Genomic DNA, 18,803 nt, shown 5'->3' on the forward strand with positions numbered 1-18,803 from the left:
CCCGTGCCTCCGCACGTTTCGCTCCACTCCTGAGCGTGAATCGGAGAATCCCCGGCCTGCACCCGTGGAGTGGAGCATTCGTTGCAGCAGCAACTCGCACTCGGCTAGAAGCTCATCCCCGCCTCGGAAGCCCAAGTCTGCGTGGAGTTCGCACCGTCGAGTTCCTCGCGAATGATGTCCGCGTGACCCGCGTGCTGGGAGATCTCGCGGAGGATGTGCAGCACGGTGAATCGCGCGCTCTGCCAGACGCGTTCGGGCGCCCACGGCGCTGTCGGCACCGGGACCGAAATATCGAGGTCCAGCGAGTCCAGCGCCGCAGAAGTTGCGCGGGCCACCTCTTCCCATTCCGCAACCAAACCCGCCACGGTCTCATCGACGCCCATCACGTACTCACTGCCCGCGCCGGCCATGTCGAACTCGGCCGTCTCGTCGAGTTCCGCTATCACCGTCATCCAGTGTCGCTCGTTGCTGATGACGTGATGCAGCAGGCCGCCGAGCGTCAGTTCGCTCGCGGTGGTGCGGGTACGTGCCTGCTCATCGGTGATTCCGCGGACGGTGATGAGAAAGTTCGCGCGTTGTTCGTCGAGCATCTTCTGGATGTCGGTGTTCTCGGTGGCCATTGTTTTCCTCCTGATAGCTGGTGAAACCCACACTAGGAACGATTGAGGACAGCTACGGTCCGCAATCGAACCGAGCAAAATCACGCGTATGGACGCAAACTGTCTGCATGGGCGACCGAGGTTTCACTTCCACGCAGCTGGCGGCACGGGCGGCGTATCTGCTCCGGGGCAACGACCTGGGCACCATGACGAGCGCTGCCCCGAGGCTGTATCCGCACATGTGGAGCTGGGATGCGGCGTTCGTCTCCGTGGGCCTGGCCCCGTTGAGCGTCGAGCGCGCGGTGGTGGAGATGGACACGCTTCTCTCGGCGCAGTGGAAGAACGGGATGATTCCGCACATCGTGTTCGCCAACGGGGTCGACGGCTACTTTCCCGGCCCGGCGCGGTGGGCCACCGGCACCCTCGCCCCGCAGGCTCCGATGAGTCCGCAGACCTCGGGAATCACCCAACCCCCTGTACACGCGATCGCCGTGCAGCGCATCCTCGATCACTCCAAACGGCACGGACGTACTACTCGCGCTGTCGCCGAGGAGTTTCTCGATCGACGCTGGGGTGACCTGGTGCGGTGGCATCGATGGCTCGCCCATGCCCGCGACGTCGACGACAACGGCCGCATCGCACTGTTCCACGGCTGGGAGTCGGGCATGGACAATTCGCCGCGCTGGGATTCGGCCTACGCCAATGTGATTCCGGGAGAGATGGATCCGTACTTCAGGGAGGACAAGGCGGTCATCACCGACTCCTCTCAGCGGCCCAGCAACCTCGAGTACGACCGCTACATCTGGCTCGTCGAAGAGATGAAGCAGGTCGGCTACGACGACGACGCGCTGAAGACCAAGATGAGCTTCGCCGTCGAGGATGTGTTCGTCAGCGCCATCTTCGCGGTGGCCTGCGACGTACTCGCCACCATCGGCGAGGACCACTCTCGTCCTCGCTCGGATGTGCGGGAGTTGCGGTCGTGGGCCGACAAGTTTCGCGCAGGCGTGGTCGCGACGACCGACGCACGCTCGGGTGGAGCCCGTGACTTCGATCTGCGCACCGGTCAGTGGATCGGCACCGAGACCATCGCGATGTTCGCGCCGCTGCTGTGCGGCGGTTTGCCGCGCGAGCAGGAACGTAATCTGCTGCGACTGTTCGAGGGCACGCGATTCTGTGGACATCCGGATCTGCGGTACGCCGTCCCGCCGTCGACGTCGCCGGTCTCCAAGGATTTCCGCGCCCGTGAGTACTGGCGTGGGCCGGTGTGGCCGGTGATGACGTGGTTGTTCTCGTGGGCGTTCGCGCGCCGCGGGTGGTCCGAGCGGTCGTTGTCCCTACGGGACGAGGGCCTGCGTCAGGCCAGCGACGGCAGTTTCGCCGAGTACTACGAGCCGTTCACCGGCAAGCCGCTCGGCAGCATGCAGCAATCCTGGACGGCCGCGGCCGTGCTGGACTGGCTGGGATAGAACGAGGGATCAGCGGAGGTAGCTGTCGACCAAGGGGCCGACGACATCGAACGCGGTGGCGTCGGGCACGAGGTACTTGGCGACCGTTCCGCACACGAAGGGGTGCCACGCGGAACCGGAGTCGGTTCCCAGGGACGAGACGGCGAGGATGTCGCCGAAGAAGATGCCGGGCAGATGCCGCTGAACGAGCTCGTCGTTGTGCGAGGCGACGGCCAACAACTCCTCGACGTGACTGCGATCGATGTCGTCACCCATGGACGCGAGAAGATCGGCTCCCTCGGCGCGGGCTCGGACCGGGTCGCTGTCCAGCAGCGTCAGTGCACCGACGGTGATGCCGCGGGTCTGCAGTGCGACGGCGATGGCGTGGGCAAGAACTCCGCCGAACGACATCCCCAGCAGGTGGACGGCACCCGTGGGCTGGACGCGAACTATGTCGTCGGCGTAGGCGGCGGCCAGGGCTGCGAGAGACTCGGCGCGCTCACCGGAGGTCGGCACCTGGATGCCGTAGATCGGCCGCGCGTCGTCGACGTGCGCGGACAGCCCGGAGTAACAATCGATTAGCCCCACCAGCGGGTGGACGCAGAACACGGGATCGAGATGACCTGCGGTTCGGATCGGCGCGATGGTCGGCACCGCATAATCGGATGGGTCGAGTTCCGTGAGAGCGAGATGCGAGAGATCGTTCACGACAGTCATGGGTGCGCCTCCGAGCCAAGAGATGTAGTTCGTGTTTCCATAGGGTTTGTTCGTGCCGACTATGGGTATGTCGCCAACGACCGCGTGAGTGTTACCCACGTCTCATTATCGAAGACTCAATCATGTCTGTGGACAGAACGCATTAGTGACTGTTCACCATGAGCGACCAGGTGCGCAGACCCCATCAGCTCAGCGCCCGCTCCAGCGTCGGCCAGGATGCCCGCAGTGCGTCCTGCCAGTACTGCCACGAATGCGTGCCGGTCGGCAAGAAGTTCGTGGTGACGGGGATGCCGAGTTCGCCGAGACGGTTCACCAGATTGTGGGCACAGACGTTCGAGCCGGCCTCGATGAGACCCCCCAGCACTGCCTGGTCGGCTAGCGGCGGGGAGTCGGCGGGGCGAACGACACCGGGCATCTCGTACGGCCCGGGCAACCCGCTGGCATTGGAGACGAACAGCTCGAGTCCACGAAGCTTCTCGGCGTTGACCAGCGGGTCGTGCTCCACCCAGCGCGGATCACCGTCCGGTCCCCACATGTTGTCGGTGTCGCCGCCGCCGCGCAGCCGCACCAACGCGCGTATGAAGCTGCGAGTGACCGGATCGCTCGTCTGCGCGCAGCCGCTGTACGACGCCACGCCTCGGTACAGGCCGGGAGCTTGAATGGCCAGATCGAGCACCGACCCGGCGGACATCGACAGCCCGCCGATGGCATTGACGCCGTCGGCTCCCAACGCGTCGTCGAGCACCGGCGGTAGCTCGTGGGTGAGGAACGTCTGCCACTTGTTGCGGCCGAGCTTCGGATCGTCGCGCACCCAGTCGGTGTAGTAACTGAAAGACCCGCCGACGGGCATGACGACGTTGACGTTCTTGTCCGCGAAGAGCTCCACGATGTCGGTCTTGACCAACCAGTTGGCACTGTCCACACCTGCACCGGCACCGTTGAGCATGTACAGAGTGGGCCTCGGCACCGACGTGTCCGCCGGCCTGATCACCTGGAGCTTGATGTCGGTGTCCATCGACGGCGAATGAACGAACACATCCCAGCGGACGTCGTCGATCTTGTCGATTCCGCGGAGAGTTCCCACCGGCCCTCGATTCTCCCCGACGGCAGGTGCCACCGGATCGGCCGTTGCCACCGCGGGTAGGCCGAACAGCAATCCGGCGGACAGTGTCATCACCGCGAGGCGGCGGACGACGACCGTCGGGAATGGAGCTTTTATCGATTCGTCAGTTCTTTCTTCTCGGCGGAGCGAAGTTGGTGGGCAATCCTGGGACCGACGGCAGCGAGGGTGGACGGCGCGCACATCTGCCAGTGCGTTGCCGATACGGACACGACCGTGGTGAAGCCCGCGACATGCGGATACCACTGCCCGACGCCATCGCCGCCATCGCCGCCGTCGCGGCCGGCCGCGACGTACAGGACGTCGCCGGGATAGACGCCGGGCCGATGTCGTTGCAGCAGTTCGTGATTGTGCCGCGCTGCGTCGATGAGACGCTCGATGTCGGTGCGGACGAGGATGCCCCCGGTATCGACGGAGTCGAGCAAATCGCCCGCGGTGTCGAGGGAGACCACCTGACCGTCGGGGACATCGAGCCCGAGCCCCGACGTCAGGTCTGCCACCGGAATCGCCTCGGCCCACTCGCCCCGATCGCCGTGATGGGCGTCGAGCAGCGTCAGTGAGGCCACGGTTCGGCCGGACGCCACGAGTTGGACTGCCATCTCGTGCGCGATGACGCCGCCCAGCGACCAACCGAGCAGGTGCACCGGGCCGTCGGGTGCTATCCGGGTGATCTCCTCGACGTAGCGAGCAGCCAACTGCGCCAGCGTCTTCGGCAGTTGGTCCGGCGTCGGAGTCTGCAGACCGTACAGCGGATTGTCGAGGTGATCGGCCAATCCGGAGTAGCACCAGGACAATCCGAGAATCGGGTGAATGCAGAACACCGGAGCTCCCGAGCCCACGTCCCGCAGCGGCAGCAGCACGGCCAGTTCCTCGGTGTCCACCGAATCGGACGAGATCCGCTCGGCAACGGCACTCACCGATGCATCCATCAGCAGCGACTGCATACCGATTTCGTAACAGCGCGCGCGCAGCTCGCCGATCACCCGCATCGCAGACAGTGAGCTACCGCCGAGATCGAAGAAGTTGTCGTCCAACCCGATCGGACGCGTCTGGAGCACCGCCTCGAAGGTCTCCACCACGGCGATCTCGGCCGCCGTTCGCGCGGGGCGGTAGCCGGTGGTTCCGAACAGCGGTGCCGGTAGCGCGGCGACATCGAGCTTTCCGGTTCCGGTGCGCGGAACCTGCGCGATGATCGTCACCGCGGACGGCACCATGTGCGCGGGCAACGAGCGCCGGGCATGCTCGCGCACCGCGTCGGGCGCTGCTGAACCGGTGATGTACGACACCAATGTGGTCTCTCCCGCGGGACCCGGCACTGCCAGCGTCACTGCGGATTCCACGTCGGCGTGCGCGGTCAGCACCGCGTCGACCTCCCCCGGTTCGATGCGGAATCCGCGGATCTTCACCTGCTGATCGCTGCGACCGCTGTAGAGCAATCGACCGTCGGCCGTGCGTCGCACCACGTCGCCGGTTCGGTACATCCGAGTTGCCGGATGCAGCGGATCGGCGACGAAACGTGTTGCCGTCAAACCGGATCGGCAGTGGTAGCCGCGCGCCAGTGCAGGACCGGCCACGTACAATTCCCCGCGCACTCCCACCGGCACAGGATGCAAGCGCGCGTCGAGCACCATGGCGCGCAACCCGTGCAGCGGACGGCCCAGGGTGATCGGCTCGCCGGTCCGCACCTCACCGAGCGTCGAGATGTCGGTGGCCTCGGTCGGCCCGTATCCGTTGAGCATCAGGCGTCCCGGGCTCCACCGGGCCACCAGTTCGGTGCTGCACGCTTCACCGCCGACGCACAGTACTTCGAGGCACTCGAGTCCCACCGGATCCAGCGTCGACAGCGCAGACGGCGTCATCAAGGCGTGGGTGATCTGTTCGTCGCGGATGAACGCGGCCAGCTCCGACCCACCGAGAATGCGCGGCGGGGAGACGACGAGTGTGGCCGCTGCGGACAGTGCCGAGATCATCTCGCCGACGGCCATGTCGAAACTCGGCGACGTGTTGTGCAGGAACCGAGACGACGGTTCGACGCGATGCAGCTCCTTGCGCGAGGCCGCCAGGTTCGCCAGCCCCTGGTGACCGACGACGACACCCTTCGGCCGCCCGGTGGAACCGGACGTGTAGATGACGTACGCCGCGGTCGAGGCCGTGACCGGTCCGGTGATTTCGGCAGTGTCGATGGGCAATTCGGACGCCTGCTCGAATTCGGCCATCGTTGCGGGGTCGTCGAGTTCGACCCACGGCACCTCCGATGGCAGCCTGCGGCCGGCCTCCGCTGTCGTCAGGCCGAGCACGGCACCGGAATCGGTGATCATGTGCGCGATCCGCTCGGCGGGGTACGCCGGATCGACCGGGAGGTAGGCAGCGCCGGTCCGAGTGACGGCCCACGTGCACAGCACCGATTCTGCCGATCGGGGAAGCGCCACGGCGACCACCGTTTCGGGTCCGACCCCGTAGCCCAGCAGTACGCGCGCCCATCGATTCGCGTAGGCATTCGCGTGGCGGTAGGTGTAGTCGATGCCGTTCCAGCGCAGAGCAATTGCGTCGGGACGGGCGGCGACGGCGTCGTCGATCATGTCTCCGAGCGTGCGGACGGGGGCGTCGGCCGACCCGTGCAGCACGCCGTCACGCGTCGGAGCGAGGTCGCCGATCGGTGCAGCCGGTCGGTCGAGGGCCGCGCCCAGCAGCGCGGTGAACTCGTCGACGAACCGTCCGGCAGTGGCCGCGTCGAACAGATCCGTTGCGTACCGCAGCGATCCACTCAGAACATCGGAGTCGGTGATCGTCAGTGCCAAATCGAAGCGAGTGACCTCGGACTCGTACGGGAACGGCGTGATCTCGAGCCCGGGCAGTGTTGTGCCGCTGGGCCGCTCGGTCTCCACGGCGATCAGGGCCTGGAACAGCGGCGAGTGTGCGGTCGAGCGCGCCGGTGCCACTGCCTCCACCACTCGCTCGAACGGGACATCGGAGTGTTCCATCGCGGCCAGATCCACGGTGCGGGTGTGCGCTACGAGTTCGGTGAACGACATGCTCGGGTCGACGTCGAGGCGCAGCACGAGGGTGTTGACGAACATGCCGACGACGTCGTCCAGGGCTCCCGATCCACGTCCTGAGACGGGGGTGCCGACGGCGATGTCGGTGCCCCCGGTCAGCCGGGCCAGCAGCGCCCCGTACGCCGCGTGCAGCACCATGAACACCGAGGCTCCGGTGGACCTGGCGAGTGCCCGCACACCCGCACCGGTCTGCTCGGAGAGCGAGAACTGCACAGCGCGTCCACGTTTGGACGCTACCGCCGGACGGGGTCTGTCGGTCGGCAGATCGAGCACCGCAGGTAGGTCGGCCAGAGTCTGCTTCCAGTACCGAATCTGCTGTGCCAGAACCGAAACGGGGTCCTCGTCGCTGCCCAGCACCGTGCGCTGCCACACGGCGAAGTCGGCGTACTGCACGGGCAGCGGCGTCCACTGGGGCGGCGTGCCGTGGGACCGCGCCCCGTAGGCCACGGCGACGTCACGGGCCAGGGGACCGATCGACAAGCCGTCGGCGCTGATGTGATGCACGACGAGAACCAGTACGTGCGCGCTCGGCCCGGTCCGCAGCAGCGCGCCGCGCAACGGGACACCGTCGGTGACGTCGAACCCGCGGCCGATCACCTGTGCGACTCGGGCCAGCACCTCGGTCTCCTTGACGTCCACCGGGCGCAGGTCGAGGGCCACGTTCGGGGCGATCACCTGTGCGGGACCGTCGCCGACCACGGGAAAGTAGGTGCGGAGCGATTCGTGTCGGAGGAGCACATCGTCGACGGCGAGCTGCAAGGCATCGCCGTCGAGGGCGCCGTCCAACTGCACGGCGAACGCGATGTTGTACGCCGCCGACGTGGGATCGAATCGGTTGAGCAACCACATGCGCATCTGCGCGAACGACAGTGGGATCACCGATGGTCGCGGCCCGGCCACCAGACGCGGCAACGCAGAGCGCTCGGCCGAGTCGACCGCCACGGCCAACGATCGCACCGTCGTCGACTCGAACAGGGTGCGCACCGGTAGCGCGGTCCCCGCGGCGTCGTTGATGTGCGAGATCACTCGGGTCGCCGACAGCGAGGTACCACCGAGTGCGAAGAAATCGTCCTCGGCCCCCACCGATCCTGCGTCGAGCACGAGGGCGAAGGCGTCGGCGACGATGTGCTCGGTGGCAGTGGCCGGCTCGGCGAAGACCTGCGCGCCGACGGTCGGCACGGGCAGCGCGATCCGATCGACCTTGCCCGAGTCGGTCCGCGGGAGAGCCTCGAGGATCGTGATCGACTGCGGCACCATGTGAGTGGGCAGGAAGCGGCGTGCGTGGTGTCGAATCAGCTCTGGGTCGAGTATTCGACCGGTTGCCGGCACCACGTAGCCGGACACCTGGGAACCGCTCACCGCGCTCACCGACTGCGCGACGCCGTCGTAGCGCGCCAGTACCGCATCGATCTCACCGAGCTCGATGCGGAATCCACGGACCTTCACCTGTTCGTCGGAGCGGCCGATGTACCGGTACCGGTCCTGGTCATGGCGGACCAGATCACCGGTGCGATACAGCCTGCGGCCGTGGTGGTCGGCGACGAAACGTGTTGCTGTCAAACCGAATCGACGGTGGTATCCACGCGCGACGCCGTCACCGGTGAGGTAGAGCTCGCCTACGGATCCGGTGGGCACCGGATGTAGACGGTCATCGAGAACCGCCGACTCGAAGCCCCGAAGCGGGCCTCCGATCGACACGGGAGCCCCCGACTCGAGGGGCCCGTCGATCGTGGCGAAGACGGTGGTCTCGGTGGGCCCGTATCCGTTGAACATCCGCAGGCGCGCAGACCACGCGTCGGCGAGCGTCGGTGGGCACGCTTCGCCGCCGACGACGATCGTGGTGGTGCCCGGAACATCGCACGGGTCCACCGTGGCCAACGCGGACGGCGTCACGAAGGCATGGGTGACGCCCTGCAGCACGGCTGCGAGTTCGGGTCCGCCGAGCACGTCGGCGTCGGCGATCACCATGGTCGATCCCGCGCCGACGGCCAGCAGCAGCTCGAGCACCGAGGCGTCGAAGCTCGGTGACGCGACATGCAATGTACGCGAACGGGTGTCGAGTCCGAAGTTGTCGACCAGATCCGCAACGAGATTCGCCAGTCCGCGGTGTGAGACGACGACGCCCTTCGGATGTCCGGTGGTACCCGAGGTGTAGATCATGTAGGCAGGGTGATCCGATCGAAGCATCTCGGTTCGGTCCAGATCTCCCACCGGCGTGCTGTCCCCGTCCGCCTCCGACATCTCGTCGATGCAGATCCATGCGGGTCCGGTCGGCAGTGAATCGCGGTGTCGATCGTGCGTGATACCCAGAGCCACCCCGGAATCGGCGAGCATGGAGGCGATGCGTTCGGTCGGATGGTTCGGGTCGATCGGAACGAACGCGGCACCGGTCTTGGCCACCGCCCAGGTCGCAAGGATCGACGACACACCGCGCCGCAGCGCAACCGCCACATACTGTTCCGGACCGATTCCGTGGCGAATCAGCCTGCGTGCCAATACGGTTGCGGCGTCGTCCAACTGGGAGTAGGTCCACCGGACCTCGCCGGCCTCGATGGCGACACCGCTGCCGCCTGCACTCATGACGGCACCCGCCAGTAGTTCGGGCAGGGTGCGATGCGCCAGCGCGGGTGCGCCGTGGGGGCGATGGCGCTCGTCGGCGGACAGGATCGGAATGTCTCCCACCGGCCGGTTCGGATCCGCGAGCGCCGATGCGAGAATCGCGCGGAACCGCTCAGCGAGAACCGTCACCGTCGCTTCGTCGAATATGTCGGTGGCATAGACGAACTCCACCGCGGCTGCTTCGGCTGACGAGGGAAACGACAGCGTGACGTGCAGGTCGAACTTGGCGGCCACGTGCGCGGTATCGAGTGGGCGAACCGACAGGTTCGGCAGCTCGACCACCGGCGGCGGCGCATCCTCGATCGACAGCATCACTTGGAACAACGGGTGGTGCGCCGTCGAACGCGGTGGCTGCAGAATCTCGACCAATCGCTCGAACGGAATGTCGGCGTTGGCGTAGGCGTCGAGATCGTTGTCGCGCACCGAGCTCAGGATGTCGGTGAACGGTGCGGACGGCTCGATCTGCGAGCGCAGCACCAGGGTTCCGACGAACATTCCGACGAGGTCGTCCAACTCGCGTTGTCCGCGGCCGGCCACCGGTGTGCCGATGGTGATGTCGCGGGTGCCCGAGACGCGCGCGAGCATGATCGCCAGTGCTGCGTGCGCGATCATGAAGCGCGTCGAGCCGGTGCTTTCGGCTAGCGAGGTCATTGCGGCGACGGTGCTCGCGTCCAGAGCGATCGACAGCCGGCTCCCTCGATGCGAGGCCACCGCTGGGTGGGGCCGATCCGTCGGTAGCGCGAGTCGCTCGGGTACGCCGTCCAATGCGGCGGTCCAGTAATCGATCTGACGGGATGCAATCGAATCGGGATCGTCCTCGGCACCGAGACGGCCCAGGGTCCACAGTGCGTAATCGGCATACTGCACCGGCAGCGGAGTCCACTGCGGTGCGCCGCCGGCCGCGCGGGATCCGCACGCGATCATCACATCGCGAGCCAGCGGCTTCATCGACCACCCGTCGGCGGCGATGTGGTGCGCGACGACGACGAGCACGTGGTTCTCGGGCGAGATCTCGAGCACCGCTGTGCGCAACGGCGGAGCGGCACTCACGTCGAATCCCTGTGCGGCGAGTGCGTACACAGCTCCGTCGAGCAACGGCTCGGCGGTGCGGGAGACGGTCACCTCCGGGTACTGCGAGGTGACGACCTGATGGGGGCCGTCGGGACCGTCGGGGTAGACGGTGCGCAGAATCTCGTGGCGTTCGACGACGTCGAGCAGACCGGCACGCAACGCATCGATATCCAGGACGCCGTCCACCCGGAACGCCGCTGCGATGTTGTAGGCCGCCGACGAGGGATCGAACCGATTGATCAACCACATCCGGTGCTGAGCCGGCGACAACGGAATTCGTTCGGGTCTGGGGCCGAGAACGATGGAGCCGGTGGAATGACCGCCACCGCCCAGGCGTGCGGCCAGCAGTCGGACGGTCGGTGCCTCGAACAGGTCGCGGACGCCGAGGTCGGAGTCCAGTTCCGCATTGATCCGGGCGACCACCTGGGTAGCGGTGAGCGAATCGCCTCCGAGAGCGAACCACGACCGGGTCACGCTCACCTGCTCGGCGGCCAGGACCTCGGAAAAGATCTGTGCCACCGCTTCTTCGGACTGACCCGATGGTGCCACGAACTTCTCCGTCGCCGCGAGCGGATCCGGGAGTGCGGTGCGGTCGAGCTTTCCGGTCGCACCCAGCGGCATCGCGTCGAGCACGACGATGCTCGACGGCACCATGTACTCGGGGAGTACGCGGGCCGCGTGCGCCGTCACGGAGTCGGTATTCGCGGAGCCGACGATGTAGGCGAGAAGTCGATCCGAGCGCACGACGGCGACGGCCGCGTGGACGCCGTCGACCGCGAGCAGTGCTGCTTCGACCTCGCCGAGTTCGAGACGCTGCCCGCGAAGCTTGACCTGGAAGTCGTTGCGGCCCAGGTACTGCACAGAGCCGTCCTCGGACCACCGAACGAGGTCTCCGGTGCGGTACAGCCGCTGCCCGGAGTCCGCGGCGACGAAGCGCGCGGCGGTGAGATCGGGCCGCGCGGCGTACCCCCGAGCCAGCTGCACTCCGCCCAGGTAGAGCTCACCCATGACGCCGACCGGCACCGGCGCAAGTACGGAATCGAGGACGTGCACGGTGGTGTTCCACACCGGCGCACCGATCGGTACCGCACCCTCGTCGCCGGCTCGGGTGCGGTGGTAGGTGACGTCGACTGCGGCCTCGGTCGGTCCGTACAGGTTGTGCAGCTCGGAGTCGATCGAGTGGTGAAAACGGTCGACGATGGCACGCGGCAGTGCTTCACCGCTGGCGAACACCTGCCGCAGCGAGGTGCATCGCTCCGGCTTGCCGTACGTGAGAAACAGCTCGAGCATCGAGGGCACGAAATGCGCTGTCGTGACGCCGTGTTCGCGAACAAGCGCGGATAAGTACATCGGATCACGATGGCCGTCGGGTTCGGCGATGACCGTTGTGGCACCGACCAGCAACGGCCAGAACAGTTCCCACACCGAGACGTCGAACGTCGCCGGAGTCTTGTGCAGCACGATGTCGCGGGGTGTCAGCGGATACTCGTGCTGCATCCACAGCAGCCGGTTGACGATGGCTCGGTGGGAGACCGTGACCCCTTTGGGCACTCCGGTGGAGCCCGAGGTGAACAGCACGTAGGCAGGGTGATCCGGTCGTAGCTCGGGCAGCGGGTCGAGGGGTGCGGTGCTGAATCCGCTCAGATCCAAGGTACAGAGATCGATCACGGTCACCGGAACATCGACCAGCGCACCGAGAATCAGCGACGGTGCTGCGGTCGCGAGAACATGCTCGATGCGGGCCTGCGGTGTCGACGGGTCGATGGGAAGGTAGGCAGCCCCGGCTGCCACCACGGCGTGCACCGCGACCAGTTGATCGAGCGAACGGGGCATCGCAACACCCACCACGTCCTCTGGCCCGATTCCGGTACTGCGCAGGTACCGAGCCAGGCAGCGCACCCTTGCCCAGAAGTTGCTGTACGTCAGGCTCTTTCCCTCGAAGACCGCTGCGGTCGCGTCGGCGTGCTCGCTCGCGGTCGCAGCGAGCAGATCGACGAGAGTGCGCTCGGGCACCGGGTGGTCGGTGCTGTTCCACGCTGCTCGACGCGCATGCTCGTCCTCGGAGAGCAGGTCCAGTTGCGCCACCGGACGTTGTGCATCGCTCGTGAGGCCGCGTAGGGCACGGCGGAACCGTTCGGCAATCGAGGCTGCGCGAGTCGAATCGATGCTTGCTGCAGCATATTTCAGCGTCATCCGCACCGTCGGTTCGAGTACGGTGATCAGCGTCAGCGGATAATGGGTGGCATCGGTCACCTGGAGGTCGCGTACTCGCATCCCGGCGATGTCGGTGTCGCGATCGAGTGCCGAATGGTCCACCGGGTAGGACTCGAAGACCGTCAGCGTGTCGAACCCGGCCCCGGCACCCACTCGGGACCGGATCTCGGGCAGCCCCACGTGGTGACTGTCCAGCAGGTCCACACTCTGGCCCTGGACCCGCGCGAGCAGCGATGAGACGGTGTCGTTGCGATGGACACGGACGCGCACTGGCAGGGTGTTGATGAACAGGCCGAGAGTGTCCTCGACGCCGGTCAGGCCGGCCGGCCGGCCCGAGACGGTCGCCCCGAACACGACATCCTCACGGCCGAGTTCGGTGGCGAGCACCAACGCCCACGCTGCCTGCACGACGGTGTTGACGGTGACCGAGAGGTCTCGCGCCGCGGCTTTCAGGGCGACTACCGAGGCGTCGTCGAGGGCCACCGGCAGCTCCGCCGGCATGTCGGGGTTCGCTCCGTGGCCTGGCGCGATCAGCGACGGTTCTTCGACGCCCGCCAGTGCTTCGGCCCACTTGTCCAGTGCCCCTGCATGATCGCGCTTGTCGAGCCACGTCAGGTAGTCGCGGTAGGTCCTGGCCGGAATCGGGATGGGGCCGTCGGCGGCGTAGAGCACCAGCAGTTCTTTGACGAAGATCGGCATCGACCATCCGTCGAACAGGATGTGGTGGTTGGTGACCACGAGCGACGCCCCGTCCTCGGTACGCGCCAGGACGAACCGCAGCAACGGAGCTGCGTCCAGATCGAATCTCGAGATCCGTTCTGCGTGGGCGATGGCGGGTACGCGATCGGCGTCGGCATCGATGATGCGCCAGGGCAGTGACGGGTCGGCGAGAACCAACGCGGCCGCGGTTCCTCGGTCGTCTCGAACGAAGGCCGTGCGCAGGCTGTCGTGGCGGGCGAGCAATCGACGCGCCGCCCGGTGCAACCGCTCGACGTCGATGTCTCCGCCGAGCTCGAACACCAACTGCGCGGTGTAGACGTCGACGTGTCCGCGGGTGAGCTCGGAGTGGAACATCAGTCCGTGCTGCAGCGGAGCGAGTGGCCAGATGTCCTCCAGCTCGCCGTATGTGCTCGCCCACCGATCGATCGAGCTCTGCTCGACATTCGCCAGCAGAACATCGCTCGGCGTCAGACCACCCGCATCGGGGGATGCCGCGTGCTCGGCGAGCCGCGCCAGCGCCGAGGTCCATCGGTCGGCCAACCTGTCGACTTCCGGACGGTCCAGCACACCGCGGGGAAAGGCGAACGTGGCCCGCAACCGGCCGTTGGTCACCACGGCATTGATGTCCAACGCGACCGCGACCGGCAGTCGATCTCCGCTTCCCACGCCGATGTCCATCGATGCGTCCGGGATCCACCCGCGTCCGCGCAGGGCGTCGGGAATGTCGGTGTCGAGGCGCCCCAGGTAGTTGAAACTGATCTGCGGCGAATTACTTTCGGCGAGGACGGTGCCGGTGTCGTCGTTCAGGTAGCGCAGTAGACCGAAGCCGCTGCCCGCTCCCGGTATCGCACGCAGCTGTTCCTTGACGCGCTTGACGGCATCGGACGGCGACACGTCTCCGGTCAGAATCGAATCGGCGTCGAGACCGTCGAGGCTCAGGCGCGCCGGGTGGATAGAGGTGAACCAGCCGACGGTGCGAGACAGGTCGGCTCCGGGCAGGATCTCCTCGTCTCGGCCGTGGCTTTCGACGGACACGAGGAACGACGAGGAGCGCACAGCCAGCGCCAGCGCGGTGAGCAGGACGTCGTCGACGGTGCCGCGGTACGCCCGCGTGAGCGGACCGATCAATGCTTCGGTGACCTCGGCGGTGAGTTCGACCGACACCTGTTCCCGGGTCGCCCCGACGTCGACCGCAGGATCGAGTGGGCGGCGGCCGATCAGGTCGTTCGGACCGTCGAGAATTGCTGTCCAGCAGTCGAGTTCCGCTGCGGAGCGGGCAGCGACGTCCTGGAGTCCGTGGGCCCACCGACGCATCGAAGTGGCGACCGGCTGCAACTGCACGTCGGACTTCGACTGAACCTGATGCCACGCTGCGGCCAGGTCTGGAATCAGAATGCGCCACGAGACACCGTCCATCACCAGGTGGTGCGCGATGACGATGATGCGGCCGATTCCGTGGGTGTCGATGATCTCGGGGTGGCCGGTGTCGGGTGCCACCCAGACAACCTGCAGCATGACGCCCGCGCGCGGTCGCAGGCGGGCAGTGAACACCCGAGCGGATTCGGCCAGAACAGAGGCGAATTCGCGGCTACCCGGCCTGCTCGTGGTGCACACGCGGGTGACGATGGCGTCCAGGTTCGTGCTGCCGACGGGCCGGATCGTCAGGCCGTCGTCGGTCAGTACCGAGCGCAGTGCGTCGTGATGGTCGATAACCGCGGCAACGGTCCGGCGCAGGCCGTCCAGTTCGAGATCCGCCGGAGCGGTCAGGACCAGGGTCTGGTGGAACGCGTCCATGCCGTCGGCTTCGGTGAGGGAGCGAACGGTCTGCCTCATGATGGGGGTCAACGGCATGTCGCCGACGCCTCCGCCGGGCAGCTCCTCGAGCGTCACCTGGTGCGCGGTGTCGGTTGCGACCTCGGCCAACCCGGCGACGGTACGACGCTCGAAGACGTCACGAGCGGTGATCACCACCCCGAGCGACTTCGCGCGGGCCACCAGTTGGATGGCGATGATGCTGTCTCCACCGAGTGCGAAGAACGAATCGTCGACGCTCACCGAGTCCCGTTGCAGCACAATCGCCATGGCGTCGGCGAGGATCTGTTCGACCGGCGTCGACGGGGCGCGGTAGGCCGTGGCATCGGACTCGAAGGTGGGTTGTGGCAGTGCGGATCGATCCACTTTGCCGGTGGGGGTCAGGGGAATCGCGTCGAGTTCGAGAACCACCCCGGGCACCATGTGCGGGGGTAGGAATCGCGATGCGTAGGCGCGCAACGCCGGGTGGTCGAGTGTTTCGGCCGGTTTGACGTAGGACACCAGAATCGACGCATCGCCGCGGCGATGCACCACCGACACCGCGAAGTCGACGGCCTCGTGCTGGGAGAGCACCGAGTCGATCTCGCCGAGTTCGACGCGTTGGCCGTGGATCTGAACTTGAAAGTCGCTGCGGCCGACGAACTCGAGCTCAGCGGAGTCGAGCGCGCCGGTCCAGCGCACGATGTCTCCGGTGCGGTACAGACGGCGTCCGTGGCCGAAGGGGTCGGCGACGAAGCGCGCGGCGGACAACCCGGTTCTGTGGTGGTACCCGCGAGCGATGCCGGGGCCGCCGAGGTAGAGCTCTCCCGCCGATCCCGGTGGCACGGGCCGCAGCAGACCGTCCAGGACGACGACGTGCGAGCCCTGGACGGGGCGGCCGATCGTGATGGCGCGTGGATCGGTCTGTGGCTGGGTCATCGTCACGACGATGGTGGTCTCGGTGGGCCCGTAGCTGTTGAACAGCGCTGTCCGCGAACCGAATCGATCGATCAGGTCCGGCGGCATGACGTCTCCGCCGACGACGACGGCGTCGAGGCCGTCGAGCTCGGTGGCGTCGACGGTGGTGAGCAACGCGGGAGCGCAGATGATGTGGGTGATGCGGCGCTCACGAAGGAAGTGTGTGAGCGTGTCACCGCCGATCACGGTGGGCGGTGCGACGACCATCGTCGCTCCTGCGCTGAATGCCTGGATCATCTCGAACAGTGAGGCGTCGAAACTCGACGACGAGAAGCGCAGCATTCGCGACGTCGTGGTCACGCCCAGTTCGGGTCTGGCGTCTGCGGCGAATGTCGCGAGTCCGGCGTGGGTGACCAGAACGCCCTTGGGAGTGCCGGTGGAGCCGGAGGTGTAGATCATGTAGGCGGCGTGCTGCGCGGTCAGATTCGCGCAGCGCTCCGAGTCGGTGACCGGCTCGGACGGCCTGTTCGCGCACTCCTCGCGGAATTCCGGGGCGTCCATGTCGAGCCAGCGCACCTGCTCGGGTAGTCGGTGCGAGAGCGCGTGTTCGCAGATCCCCATGCTCGCAGCGGAGTCCACCAGCATGTGGGCGATTCGCTCGGCCGGGTAGCCGGGATCGACCGGAACGAAGGTGGCACCGGACGCGGCGACTGCCCACAGTGCGACGATCGATGCCATCCCGCGGGGCAGCGCGACGGCGACGACGGTACCCGGCCCGGCTCCGCGCGCGATGAGAGCACGGGCGATCGTGTTGGCGCGAGCGTCGAGTTCGCGGTAGGTCAGCGTCTCGTCCCCGGCCTCGACGGCGATGTTGTCTGCCGCCGCCTCCACGCCCCGGCGCAGTAGGTTCGGAAACAGTTCGGCCGCAACCGCATCGGGCCCGGCCAAGGGTACGAGTGCCGATCGTTCGGCGGCGTCGAGCACATCGAGTTCTCGAACCGGTGTGTCGGAGTCGGCAGCGAGGAAGCGCTCGAACAACGTCAGAAATCGTCGGTGCAGGTCCGCGAACTGTTCGGCTCCGTAGATGTTGGGGTTGCCCTCGAACTCCACGCGGGAGCGCGTTCCGCTGGACGCCGGGTAGATGTTGACCGAGAGGTCCTCGACGGGTCCGGTGGAGAGCACGTTGAATTCGCCGGTCAGAGCTCCGAAGGCAACCTCGGTCTCGTAGGCCATGATGTTGATCGCCGGGCCGAAGAATCCGCGAGTCTCACTGCCGGCACCGGCATCGCGCCGGATGTCCTCGGCCCGATAGCGCTGGTGCCGCAGTGCGCCGGTGAGCTCCAACTGCACACCTGCCACCAGTGTCGACAGAGTGCACTGCGGGCCGATGCGGACGCGAATGGGCAGCACGTTGGAGACCATGCCGCCGGAACGTCGCAGCAGCGCGGTGGTCCGGCCGGCGACCGGCAGGCTCAGCACCACGTCGGTGGTTCCGGTCATCCGAGCAAGGAAGGTCGCTACGGCGGCGATGGCAAGCGGAGCGAAGGCGGAGTCCAGTCGGTTCGCGGCCTCGTCCACCCGTTGCTCGACAGCCTCGGGAAGGTACCCCCCGGTCACGTGTGCCCGAGCTGCGGGAGGTGCGATAACGCCGGTGATGGACGGCGGCGCGGGCAGATCGGTCGTTTTGCTCCGCCAGTACTCGCGGTCCTTTGCGAATCGGGGGGACTGCCGATAGTGCGCCTCGGCGGCGTAGACGTCGCCGAGCGAGCCGGCCCGAGACGGTGTGGGCTCGCGGCCTTCGCTGACGTCGGTGTAGATCGATGCGACGCGGCGCATGAACTGAACGGAACCGTAGCCGTCGAGCACGATGTGGTGGACGTGGGAGTAGAAGAAAGTGCGGTCGTCGGAAATGCGCAGCATCGCGCCGGTCAGCAGGTGACCGCGCGTCAGATCGACAGCCGTGCTGTACGCGCTGCGCATCCATTCGCGGGCCGCACGCTCCGGATCGGGCTCGTGGCGAAAATCCACCACGACCGAATCGTCACCGTGCTCGACATCGATGTATTGGTGGGGTTCGCCGTCCACTTCGAGCAGTCGCAGGGAACCGACACCGAACTCACGGGCCGTGCGGCGGGCGGCATAGCGCATCAGATCGAGATCGACGGCTCCGCGAATATCGAGGTAATTGGCAATCGTAATAGGAACATCACTCAACAAATGTTGAGTAAACCACAATCCGCGCTGTGCTGCGGTGAGCGGAAACGGCTCGGTATCTTCCGTCGACGTCCGATCGAGCTCTTCTTCCCGAATCGTCAGTGAATCAGGGGATTCCAATGACTCGCCTCTTCGTGCACATAAGGGGAGCGATTACCGGCACGTCGTTATGCGTTGAAAGGAAGTCGACGTTGCCCCGAAACGTCCTCCATTGCGCGCACAGCCCGAATGGAGTTCCAGCTACCGGTCTATCGACGTAGGTTTACATACCTGTTACCAACGGGTCAACAGCCTTTGCGGCATTGACGGAGACGTTGTG

General features: G+C 66.5%; 5 protein-coding genes. 1 reads left to right on the plus strand and 4 read right to left on the minus strand.

Annotated features, from left to right (window positions below):
- Positions 1-104: 104 nt before the first annotated feature.
- Positions 105-620, minus strand: a complete 516-nt coding sequence (locus ACIGGF_RS06685) for a DinB family protein (RefSeq protein WP_397520602.1) — start codon at positions 618-620, stop codon at positions 105-107.
- 107 nt (positions 621-727) lie between these two features.
- Here ACIGGF_RS06685 and ACIGGF_RS06690 point away from each other — a divergent pair, with 107 nt between their 5' ends.
- The gene (locus ACIGGF_RS06690; protein ID WP_397520603.1) at positions 728-2,065 is read left to right on the plus strand and encodes an amylo-alpha-1,6-glucosidase; all 1,338 of its coding nucleotides are present in this window, start codon (positions 728-730) and stop codon (positions 2,063-2,065) included.
- Positions 2,066-2,074: 9 nt separating this feature from the next.
- Here ACIGGF_RS06690 and ACIGGF_RS06695 read toward each other — a convergent pair whose 3' ends face one another.
- The 3 genes from ACIGGF_RS06695 to ACIGGF_RS06705 all read right to left on the minus strand — a co-directional run bounded on the left by ACIGGF_RS06695 (position 2,075) and on the right by ACIGGF_RS06705 (position 18,604).
- Positions 2,075-2,761: a thioesterase domain-containing protein gene (locus ACIGGF_RS06695; RefSeq protein WP_397520604.1), complete on the minus strand. Its 687-nt coding sequence runs from the start codon at positions 2,759-2,761 to the stop codon at positions 2,075-2,077.
- A 184-nt stretch (positions 2,762-2,945) separates the two neighbouring features.
- A complete protein-coding gene (locus tag ACIGGF_RS06700) occupies positions 2,946-3,935 on the minus strand; it encodes an alpha/beta hydrolase (protein WP_397520605.1) in 990 nt (329 codons plus the stop codon).
- 41 nt (positions 3,936-3,976) lie between these two features.
- Complete coding sequence (locus ACIGGF_RS06705) at positions 3,977-18,604, minus strand: amino acid adenylation domain-containing protein (RefSeq protein WP_397520606.1); 14,628 nt, start codon at positions 18,602-18,604, stop codon at positions 3,977-3,979.
- Positions 18,605-18,803: the final 199 nt, after the last annotated feature.

The organism is Rhodococcus sp. NPDC078407 (assembly GCF_044542515.1).
Taxonomy (GTDB): domain Bacteria; phylum Actinomycetota; class Actinomycetes; order Mycobacteriales; family Mycobacteriaceae; genus Rhodococcoides.